Annotated in this window: 14 protein-coding genes; all 14 read right to left on the bottom strand. The window is 58.9% G+C overall.

Annotated elements, in window-relative coordinates; genetic code table 11:
* Positions 1 to 8 precede the first annotated feature (8 nt).
* The 14 genes from BC363_RS15320 to BC363_RS15255 all read right to left on the bottom strand — a co-directional run bounded on the left by BC363_RS15320 (position 9) and on the right by BC363_RS15255 (position 9,905).
* Positions 9 to 218, bottom strand: coding sequence for a hypothetical protein (locus BC363_RS15320; RefSeq protein WP_065784082.1), 210 nt, complete (start codon positions 216 to 218; stop codon positions 9 to 11).
* Positions 218 to 568 (bottom strand): hypothetical protein, encoded by a 351-nt coding sequence (locus BC363_RS15315; protein ID WP_065784083.1) that lies wholly within the window; start codon positions 566 to 568, stop codon positions 218 to 220. The genes BC363_RS15320 and BC363_RS15315 overlap by 1 nt, the downstream gene beginning before the upstream one ends.
* Positions 568 to 1,089, bottom strand: a complete 522-nt coding sequence (locus tag BC363_RS15310) for a hypothetical protein (protein ID WP_065784084.1) — start codon at positions 1,087 to 1,089, stop codon at positions 568 to 570. The genes BC363_RS15315 and BC363_RS15310 overlap by 1 nt, the downstream gene beginning before the upstream one ends.
* Positions 1,090 to 1,091: 2 nt before the next feature.
* Positions 1,092 to 1,319: a hypothetical protein gene (locus BC363_RS15305; protein WP_065784085.1), complete on the bottom strand. Its 228-nt coding sequence runs from the start codon at positions 1,317 to 1,319 to the stop codon at positions 1,092 to 1,094.
* Entirely contained in the window at positions 1,312 to 1,782 is a 471-nt protein-coding gene (locus BC363_RS15300; protein WP_141690328.1) for a hypothetical protein, read from the bottom strand. The genes BC363_RS15305 and BC363_RS15300 overlap by 8 nt, the downstream gene beginning before the upstream one ends.
* A gap of 105 nt (positions 1,783 to 1,887) precedes the next feature.
* Positions 1,888 to 2,691 carry a hypothetical protein gene (locus BC363_RS15295; RefSeq protein WP_141690327.1) on the bottom strand — a complete coding sequence of 268 codons (804 nt, stop codon included), beginning with the start codon at positions 2,689 to 2,691 and terminating at the stop codon, positions 1,888 to 1,890.
* Positions 2,692 to 2,780: 89 nt separating this feature from the next.
* Positions 2,781 to 3,338, bottom strand: coding sequence for a 3'-5' exonuclease (locus BC363_RS15290; RefSeq protein WP_065784088.1), 558 nt, complete (start codon positions 3,336 to 3,338; stop codon positions 2,781 to 2,783).
* Entirely contained in the window at positions 3,338 to 3,829 is a 492-nt protein-coding gene (locus tag BC363_RS15285; protein WP_065784089.1) for a hypothetical protein, read from the bottom strand. The genes BC363_RS15290 and BC363_RS15285 overlap by 1 nt, the downstream gene beginning before the upstream one ends.
* Positions 3,814 to 4,386: a hypothetical protein gene (locus BC363_RS15280; protein ID WP_065784090.1), complete on the bottom strand. Its 573-nt coding sequence runs from the start codon at positions 4,384 to 4,386 to the stop codon at positions 3,814 to 3,816. The genes BC363_RS15285 and BC363_RS15280 overlap by 16 nt, the downstream gene beginning before the upstream one ends.
* The gene (locus BC363_RS15275) at positions 4,379 to 4,630 is read right to left on the bottom strand and encodes a hypothetical protein (protein WP_141690326.1); all 252 of its coding nucleotides are present in this window, start codon (positions 4,628 to 4,630) and stop codon (positions 4,379 to 4,381) included. The genes BC363_RS15280 and BC363_RS15275 overlap by 8 nt, the downstream gene beginning before the upstream one ends.
* Complete coding sequence (locus BC363_RS15270) at positions 4,627 to 4,971, bottom strand: hypothetical protein (protein WP_065784092.1); 345 nt, start codon at positions 4,969 to 4,971, stop codon at positions 4,627 to 4,629. The genes BC363_RS15275 and BC363_RS15270 overlap by 4 nt, the downstream gene beginning before the upstream one ends.
* A gap of 44 nt (positions 4,972 to 5,015) precedes the next feature.
* Positions 5,016 to 5,780 carry a hypothetical protein gene (locus BC363_RS15265; RefSeq protein WP_065784093.1) on the bottom strand — a complete coding sequence of 255 codons (765 nt, stop codon included), beginning with the start codon at positions 5,778 to 5,780 and terminating at the stop codon, positions 5,016 to 5,018.
* A 172-nt stretch (positions 5,781 to 5,952) separates the two neighbouring features.
* Positions 5,953 to 7,539, bottom strand: coding sequence for a hypothetical protein (locus tag BC363_RS15260; protein ID WP_065784094.1), 1,587 nt, complete (start codon positions 7,537 to 7,539; stop codon positions 5,953 to 5,955).
* Positions 7,536 to 9,905: an ATP-binding protein gene (locus BC363_RS15255; RefSeq protein WP_065784095.1), complete on the bottom strand. Its 2,370-nt coding sequence runs from the start codon at positions 9,903 to 9,905 to the stop codon at positions 7,536 to 7,538. The genes BC363_RS15260 and BC363_RS15255 overlap by 4 nt, the downstream gene beginning before the upstream one ends.
* Positions 9,906 to 9,991: the final 86 nt, after the last annotated feature.

The following is a 9,991-nucleotide window of genomic DNA, read 5'->3' as shown; positions in this document are numbered from 1 at the left end:
TTTTCTCCTTATTTCAGGCCGTCGAATGAGACGGACACGATGATGGTTTCGGGAATGGGTTGGCCGGCAGCTTCGAAATTACGTCGGTCGAGAATGACGGTCTTGGCGCAGAAATCGCCGTCGGGCGCGTTGTAGATGAGTGCAGCCTCGGTCTTCACGGCGAGATCGAGGGTCTCGTAGGAGAGAATGCGCTCGTCAGTCGGATAGGTCGTGCTCATCAGTCTGGATCCTCCCAGGTCTCGGCGAAGTGGCAGTTGGCCGGCATGTCCGCGAACATCGGCTTGATCTGCTCACGCTTGTAACCAGCGAGCCCGCAGCCAATCGGCGTGACGTAAAAGCTCAGCTCCGGATGCTCGCGGGCGAAGTCCATGAACACCATGACCGACTTCTCGACCTCGACGAGGCCGCGTGTGCGGATCCATTCGTCCTTTGTCGGGATGCCGTAGGAGGTGCCCTGCAGGCCTTCACCCTGACCCCGGATCGCGCCGTGATGTCGAACCGCGTAGAGCGCAGCGCCGGCGCCATGAATGCCGGCCAGGTTCGAGCCAAATACGAAAATCTTGGTCATTAGCCGTCGTCCTTTGTCCAGTTTTCGGGATAGGTGTCTTTTGCCGCGGCGAGATCAGCGCAGTCAGGGCACATGCCGTCATAGCCGTCGCCAGCATCATCGAGAGGGGTGCCGCATTCGGAGCACTTGTCCTCGTCGGCGCTTTCGGAGCAGTCGTCCGCATTCTCGTCTGCAACGCCGGCCTTGCCGTTCGGAACCCAGATCCACGCGTGAACAAAGGCACCTGGATCGTCGCCGAGCGAGACGATGGCGTCATCGTCGACTCCCATGTCGTCATCGGCCTGGGTCTGAAGATATGCGCGATAGGGATCAGCCGGGTTGTGAGCAGCGCGCTCCTCGTGGAAATAGTCGAGGACCGCCTGACGCTCCTTCTGCCGAGCCTCGAGCGCGTCGATGTGCTTCTGATTGAGCGCCTGGTTGCCATCCATCAGATCGCTGATCATCTCCTTGACGTCGCTGTTGGTGTAGGCGAGCGCGTTTTCGATCGCTCGGACCTGGGCGTCATCGAGGTTGATCCACATGGCTATTCCTCCTTATCTTCGGTCTGCTCGAAGAAATTCATGTTCGCGGCCGAGTGGGCGAGCTGATAAACATCGCGCACGCCGAACTCCCGGCGTGCCAGGTGCAGCAGATCGGTCATCAGATCCTTGATGTTCGCCACATCGTCGCCATCGCACTGATGGCTCGCCTTGAAGGCGCCCAGAGCGATCGCGGCCCAGGCTGCGCGGTCGGCGTTCGTGACGTCAGACATTGATGCGCTCGCAGAGGGCGTCGATCGCCTTGTCATCCATCAGAGCGTGATCCTCGCCATTGGTAGCGTGATCCTCGCCATTGGTAGCGATATCCAGGAGCATCTCGTTGATGTATTCGCCACCGTCGTTCACGACGTCGATCCAGAGCCGCAGCGCGGCGAGCACCATCGAGTGCTCCTGGTCGCTCAGCTCATACGCGCGCCGCGCTGGCTCCTGCACTTCAGGCGCTACGTCGGCGCCGAGCGGTTCGAACATCACGCTGTTAAAGCGCTGACCCGGCTTTTCCTCGAACTCAATCGAGCTCGACCAGTCGCCAATGTCGATATTCTTCACCTTGAGGACCTGGTCCTTGACGAAGTGCCTGCGCGCCTCCTCGAGCTGGCTGTCGTAGCCATTCTCGTTGAGGAAGACGAGCTCATCGCCGGCTGCCGGAAATTCCCGGCCATTAATCATCTGGGGCATTGCCATGTCCTTTCGTTGGCGCCTTATGGGATGCGCCGTGGAATCAGTCAATATTGATTGACCAACGGAGACGCAATATCCCCGTTGGTCTGCGCCTTGGGAGGCTTACGCCGCTGCTGCGGTCGTGGTCTGGGTTGAGGTGTTGGCTGCTGCGGCGAAGATCGCACGCAGACGCTCGGCGACGACCGAGCTATCGTTCAGCACCAGCGTGTTCTTCTGGCGCGTGGCGATCTTGACGGCTTCGAAGAGGGTCATGATCTGGCCGGACTGCGACTGCGCCGTGCCCTGCTTGTAGCTCGCCTTGAACATCGTGGTGATGTCCGTGCCGGTGATGGTCTTCTTCTCGTCCAGGAGCTTGAACGCCTGGGTCACGTAGACCGAGGGCTGCTTGCCGGCGTTGAGGGCGGCGAACAGGTTTTCGAACTTCTCGGCGATCTTCTTCTGCGACGGGATTGCGGCCATCACATCGGTCTTGTTCGCCTCGAGTGCGCCATCTTCCATCGTCGACGCGTCGCCTTCGAGAACGAAGACCTTCGCGTCGAGCGATGCCATGTCACGCGGGGCGCGCGGAGCAGAAGCCGCACGTGGCGTCTTCGGCGTCGAGGTGCCCTTTGCTGCTGCAACCGCGTCAGCGGGCTTCTCTGCGACGTCCAGTTCGCTTTCCTGGCTCGCGTAGCCTTCCTCACGGTCGAGGTTGATCTCAAGAGCGTCGATGTCGACGTTTTCGAGATCCTCATCCGTCACAACCGGCTCCTCGACTACGGCGTCGGCTTCGAGAACGACGGTCTCTTCCACCTCGTCCGAGATCTCCTCGTTGTCCAGCCCGTCGAGCTCGAGGTCATCGAGGAGGTCGTCGAGCTGATTTGCGGTTGCGCCGGCAAGAGCAGTGGTGCTGTTCAATGCGTTCATGTCTATCTCCTTTGCGAGTTCGTTTAAATCGTTGTTTTCGCTTGCATTGTCTGTATAGCGCGTCATTGATTGGAACTCGGTAGGATAGATCAGGCAGCTTGCTGCATCGGCGGGGCGATATACGGACGCTCGACGGCGCCAAAGCGGCGCGCGTTGAAGAGGGACTCCATCATTCGATGGACGTCGTAGTCCGCGGCGTGCGCGAGCGCCGGATCGTAGGGAACGTCGCACGCCAGGCACAACTCCTTCAGCGACGGCTTCTTACCGTCAGGCGTTGCCCAGGTGTATTGCATCGTGTCGATCTGCTGGCGCTCCGGCATGACCAGACCCACGCGCTTCAGCTCATAGGCGATGAACGGGAGGTCGAAGCCCGAATTGTGCGCGACGTGAACGTCAGCCTTGGCGAGGAATGCGTGAACGACGGGAGCAACCGTGTTCCAGATCGGCATACCGACGAGATCCGCGGATGAGATCTTGTGGACGTCCTGCGCCTCTTTTGCGATCGAGCGCTGCGGGTCGATGCGCTGATTGAGCTCCTTGAGGAGCTTATCCTCGCGATAGAGCCCGATGTAGATTTCGATGATGCGGTGATCGCCGTATTCGAGGCCGGTCGTCTCGATGTCGAGACCTGCTTCAATAGGGTCCATTATGCGGCCTCCTCAAGTGCCATGTCAGAGCTGTCCTGCAGCGTGCGATCGGTAGCGGCAGACCAGTCGAGCTGCTCCCACTTCTTCATCGCCTCTTCGCGCGAAGCCGCCTTGACCGTGTAGGTCGCGGTGTGAAGCTCGGTGCAGGTCATCGTGAAGGTGAACTCCGGCTCCGGAACTTTCCCGCCGAACATGCGGAGGTCGCGCTCATCGGCGATACCAGCGCGGATACGCATCCAAGGGATCATTGCGTGATAACCATCGCGCACTACGTCCGGAGGCGGCTGATCAACGCAGAGGATCTCGCAATCGCGGGTCTCCTTGATGCCATCGACGAAGATAGAGTTGGTCGCGAACGTATAGCGGCCGCTCCACCCGCCATTGATGACGCTGAATTTGAAGCCGCTCTCATCGACGGTTCCTGCCTGGGCGAGAACGTTCATATGAAGAAGCAGATATTGTCCGCTCTTTGGTTTCAGACGTGTATCCATGTCTTGCCTTCCTTGATGTTAATGATCGTAGATCGAGCGACGCCGTATTCCTTCGCTAGCGCCGTGGGACTCGCCGAGGACGCGCGGATCTCCTGGACCTGGGGCGCTGTCAGCTTGGCGTTCGAGTTCTGCGAGCCACGGCCAGTCTTCAGACCGTTGGCGTGCGCGTGCTTCTCGTTATCGCGACCTGTCGACCATTCGAGCTGATATTCACCCCACTTGGCGATCAGCTCCGGCGTCGGCTGCTTGAGGTAGTTGTGGCTCTTGTCGCCGTCGATGTGGTTGACCTGCGGCAGATTGAGCGGGTTGGGCAGGAAGGCGAGGGCGATCACGCGATTGACGAGGACCGATTTCGTGAGCCCCTTGAAGGTCAAATTGAAATAGACCCGGCCCGCAGCCTTGTGTGTTCGCTGCTTGATCTGATGAACCTCGCGGCTCATCGACTTCAGATCCTTCGAGATCCACTTGCGGCGCCAGACCGTGCCATCTTCACGCGGAATGATGTATCGGCAGGCGATCGCCTCTAGAATCCAGGCATCCTTGTCGAACTCAGCCATGCTTCTTCTGCCCCTTCAGCGTCACGCGCAGGGCGGCGTGCACCATCTCAAGCGTGCGGCTGTCGCTCTCGAAGACGAGGCCCGAGGTCAAATCCCACATGAGATTGACCAGCAGGTAGAACTCGCGATCACTGATCCTGCCGTCGGTATGCGCCTTGGTGTAGCGCTCAAGCTGCTCATTCAGCTTGCGGCTCAGTTCCTCGACGTGCGTCGGCCATTCAGCGGCTGCAGGAGACACGCTCACTTGCGAACGTCCTGTTCGCGCCACGAGAACCAGGTCGTCTCTTGCGGCGTCTCGATGGAGAAGCTTTCCTGACCGAGGCGCTCGCGCAACATCATTGCGAGGAAGTAAGCCTGCTCCTCGATCTGACCCGGCGTCTTTGGGAAGCGCGGATAGTTGATTAGACCGACGCGAACGCCCCGCTCAGTGTCTCCGGTGTAAACGTAGTCGACAGAATGAACGGTCACGCAGAGCCCAACCTTGTCGCAGAACTCTCGGCAGACGCGACGAGCATCCAGGTAGTCGCCGGCGATATGAATCGTCACCGGCCAGGAGGGCGCTGTTGCAATGTGTGGCTCGTGCATGACCGTTTCCTTGTTAATCAATCAGTATTTACTGACTATAGAGATCAAAAACTTGGGATGAAAGCGTATTTTGAGCGCTTCCGCAGGAGTTCTTCGAGGCGCATGAGGAACGCTTCCTTGGCCGGATACGGATCGAGCATCTGAATCTCATAGGGCGCAACACGACTGTCGTCATGCGGCTTGCCGTTCGTCCAGTCTTCATTCGGATCCTTGATGATCATTTGCTCGATTTCAGCCGCGGTAACGGCCTCGTCGGCGATCTTGACCTCCTTCGGATACGGATAGACGAGGTTGAAGCGAAGGGCGCCGGCCCACTCGTTCTTCTCCTCAACCACCTGGAACGGCGCGCGGAAGAGGGGATCGTATTTGAGCGGCCGGATCAGATCGCCGTTGTAGGCCTCGGAGCCGTCGTGCAGCAGACCTTCGAGCGCGTATTCGGGCTTGCCGAGCACCTCTTCGATGTAGCGCGAGACCAGAATCGAGTGCTCAGCCACGGAATAGAAGATCTTGGAGCGGTAGATCTTGTGCTGGGTGGCGCCGTTGTAGCGGCAGCGGTTCGCCAGGTGGTGCGCGATGACCTCGGAATGGACTTCGCTCGGGCGCGGGTCCATCGGGTAGTATTTCTTGCCGTTCGACGTGTGCATGTAGCGCCCGCGAACCGGCTGGCCGTTGGTCACGGTCGGCTCGGGCAAAACGACAGGCTCGGCCGGCAGTTTACCGTAGATCGGATCCTGGTGTCGAATGCCGGCGATGGAGCCGTCGGCGTTCAGAATGGGCTGCGCGTTTGCGAAAGACTTGGTTTCGATCACTAGGTTCTCCTCAGAACATTTTGTCGATGATCAGAAAGACCACCGCGAGGGCGATGAAAATGACTGCGCCTTGCCGATTGCGTCGGCAGCGGCTCTTGATGCGGTAGTAAGTCGCCATGATTTCCTCTGCGATTGAGGATCGGCACCATTGCCGACCCTCGGGTGCCTGGGATCAGCCGTTGGGCTTCAGGCCGTTCTTGTCGAACAGCTTCTTGAGGGTCTTGCGGCAAATCTTGAGCTCCGCCTCGATCGCGCGGTTGGATTTGCCTTCAGCATGCAGCACGAGGGCGAGGGTGTGCTTCTCTGGCAGCGGCTTCTCGGGCTCAGGGCCGTCATACGCCTTCTTCTTAGCGAGCGCCGGCATCTTGACTTTCACCGCGATCGCATCAGGCGCAACGCCCTTCGACCTGGTGATCGACTTGGCCTTCTTCGCGGGAGCCGCCGAGGGTGCATTGTTGATCGCAGCGCTCATATCGCCGGTCGCTGCTGCCTCGCTGATATCGAGGATCTTGCCGTCGACGTGCAGATCGCCGTTGATCATCTGGACGTGCTGCTTGGTGATCTCGCTCTCGGGCTTGATGTCGGGCGCGGCCGCTTTCGCAGCGTCCTTGATCTCCTTGACGGTCACAGACGGCTTCTGGACCTCGTCGTCGAGCGCCTTGGCCCTACCAGAGGTGCCGTGAATGATCTCGGGCGCCTGGTCGACCAGTTGGGTAATCTTCAGCCCACTGCCCTTTGGTCCAGTGATGCGAACCTCTTCGAGCACACCGACGTGATTACCAGTGATGACGTCCGCAAGCAGCTTGCTCGCTTCATCGTCGCCAGTCATCGGCTTGTTCGAGCGCAGCAGATTGTGAACCTTATCCGGGATTCTGCCGACGACGTGGTAAGCAGCGACACGCATCTTGTCCGGCTCGCCCATCGGCACAGCGATCACGTCTTCCGGCGCGATCTTCACCATCATGATCACGTTGCCGCCGAAGTTCCGCAGGTAGCCGCGACGCGCGATGTGCAGACCGGAGGAGCACTCGGTGCGTCGGCTTGGATCGACCAGCTTCTCATCCATCACGACGCGCGAGCCGACTTTCTGCTTCACTTCGCCGGAGTGGCAGTCAACGATGATGTCGCCCTGCGTCTTCAGCACCTTGTAAGCGATGATCGAGCCGTCACGCGCGATTGGCAGATCACCCTTCTTCATGAAGTTGAGGAGCTCTTGGATGGAGTGGCCGCGCTTGTCGATGACTGCGGCGCAACGCTTCATGAAGTTCTCGACGCCTTCAGTGTCGCCAGCCTCAATGGCTCGCTCCATGTGAACCTCGAGCGCCTCGACGCCTGGCACTCTCGTGTCGCCGATGATAGCGACGACCGTCTCTTGCTCGGGATCAGCCTTCGGCACGCCGTAGGTGTGCTTGCCATAGGAGCCATCATCGACAGTCGCGGTCGGTGCGAACGCTTCTGCGCCCTTCGAAGCTTCATCTTCCGCCTCGGGCTTGAACCAGCTCCGGACAGAGGCGATCTTCTCCTTGACGAAGCGGATCAGCCCGCCCGACTTCTTCTCGATGTGCGCATGGACGTCGAAGCTGTCGAGATCGATCTCGACCTTCTGATGACGCGCGATATAGGGCGTCACCTTGTCCATGATCTGCTTCGTGCGCCAGCCCTCGAGGGTGAGGTTCGTCTCGCGCCCATCCTCATGATAGAGGGTGATGCCTTTTTGACCGGCGATTGCGGCCACGATCACTACAGTGTTCTTGCTCATGCTGCCTCCTTCTGGGCGATGGCGTCGTTGGTATTGTCTGAAGTCAATTTTGATTTACTATCGCAGCGCTGCAAATAGCGGATGACGCCAAGCAAACGCTCTTTCCGTTCAGCGCTGACGGAGAGGCTCCCGTTGACCCAATTGGAGTTAACGAGCATCGAGAGGTAGCCGAGCCTTTCCTCAATGTGGACGTATTTGACGATCAGGTGCCCGAAGGTCTTCTGTGCATTCTCCAGGATCAGGCTGATCGGATCGGCGCAGCGAACTTCAATTGGCAACTCCTGTGCGTTGACCGGGAAGTTCCGAGCGACGCTGATGAGCCGTTTGGTCTCTTCCCAGGTCTCGCCGAGCTTCACGCGATCCGGGAAGATCAGTTTGGCGATATCCGGGTCTTTATTTGCGAGCTTGACGGCGACTTCGCCACACTCATTAGCGTAGTAATTTTCCCAGCCCTCGACGAACGCATGGTCTTGCAACATCAAGCCATATTGAACTTCCCGGTTCTTGGTCAGCTTACTCAGACGCCTGTTGATCTCCTCGAAGACGTTGATTGCGCCCGCTTTTCGCAGCTTTGCCTCTTGATCCTTCGTCGTGACGACCGCGATACCCGGAAACAGCTTGGCGAGCCTGTAGCGGAACGGCTCATCGATGCCGATTCTCATCGTGCCGTGATGGATATAGGCGCGCATGAAGTATCGCGCCGACTCGAGCTTAGCCTCGACCACGCTGCGATCGTCCATGTAGTCGTCGAGATTGTGGAACGTCTCGGTCGGCTTTTTGGCACGAACGAGCTTCGGCTTCTCGAAGGCGAAATCGTATTCGTCTGTGTAGAACCTGAACTTTTCGGAGAGGGCATCGATGCGCTCAAGGAATGCCTCTGACGGCCTCTTTCCAACGACGAAACCGAGGTAGAGCTTTTCGGTGCGTTCGGTCGGATCCTCTTTGTGCGCGACGATCATCGAGGTAAGCTCGCGCTTATTGGGCGCAATGAAAATGCAACGGTCAATATCGCCGCAACTCTTAATGCCGGCACGAATGCTCTTCAGCCGCGTGCTGCCGAAATAGTCCTCGCCGTCATCGTAGATCATCGCGCCGTCAAGGAGATTCAGCTTCATCGCCAGCTTGATAAAGCGGCTGAAATCATAGCGCTGGATGGTGCTATCGATCTTTTGACCAAGCCAGCGCGCCTTCCGCAGCGGTGCCCGCAGGTCGCGGCTGTTCTTGATCAACCCGTCGTAATAGTAGTTGAGCTTCACCCGGTCACGAACGTGCTTTGGTTCGTTCTGAATGATGAAACCGGCGATATCGAGCGGTTCAACGCGAATGCCTGCAGCGAAGCTGACCAAGAGGCTCGGCATGTCGCTACTGCGTGCGTGATCGAGGGTGAAGTCTTTTGTGGCTTCAGCGAACACACGCTTGCCGGCAGCCGGCAAAGCCGCCTGGATCGATTTGTGAGCCCGGCGCAAGAGGCGCAGGATCGTGTCGGTGGTCATGTCCGTATACGAGAGGGACTCGCGGCTGGGCGTGACGCCGACCGAGTTGGGAGGCGCGACAAGCACGAGCTTGTGATTTTTACCGATCAGCTCGCCGGCATCGCGCACCGCCTTGTAGACTTCCGTGTCTGTCGTCGAGACCGGGTAGAGAACCGTGCCGTAAAGCAAATAGACTGGTGCTTCGTGCATCGCGCCGAACCAGTCATCGACGGTGCAGAAGCCCTGCTTGCGCGCGGGATCGTAGTCGAGCGTGCGCAGCGCCGTGTCGTTCAGCTTGACCTTCATGCCGCCTTGGTAGGTGACAATCGAGATATGGCGCGAGAACTCGGCTCTGTCGTCCTTATCGTGCAGCGGAACAGTGACGGTAATGCCGGTTTCGGTCGTCGGCACGCTGACGATCGTGCGGATCTCGGGTCGACCGTCAGTCGCCACACCACCTCGGCTCAGCGCGTAGACGTTCTTGATGCCGTTGTGGCAGCTCGTGACAGTGAAATGGTCGGAATAGGCGAAGGGTGACTTGGAGCCGAGGCCGAAACCGCCCGTCTCCTTCTCGCTCTTGACCTTGGTCGACGCGCCGTAGACGCAATAGATCGGAACGATCAGCTCGTCCGGAATGCCAGGACCGAAATCGCGGAAGACGATCTCGTTATCGTTGAGGGTAATCTCGAGCGGCTGATCCGTGCGGCCGCTGATGATGTGCGCATCCCAGCCATTGCAGATAACCTCGCGGATCATGGCGCGCTTCTTGTCGCGGTAGAGGGTCGAGGACAAAACCTGGAAGAACTCGGCGGAGTCTGCCATCGAGAACGATCGAGCTTTGCCACCGCCGATGACAGCGTGCGTGTCGAGCTCCTTAATCTGCGATACCTGCATTGCGTTTCCTTTCGTGCGTCGATCGTTGTTCGATCAATCAATATTTACTGAATAGCACGCGCGCACATGGGATGCGCGCGGCATTG

It is taken from the genome of Ensifer sp. LC384 (assembly GCF_001695865.1).
Lineage (GTDB): Bacteria > Pseudomonadota > Alphaproteobacteria > Rhizobiales > Rhizobiaceae > Ensifer.
This window is presented reverse-complemented; position numbering and strand designations above follow the sequence as displayed.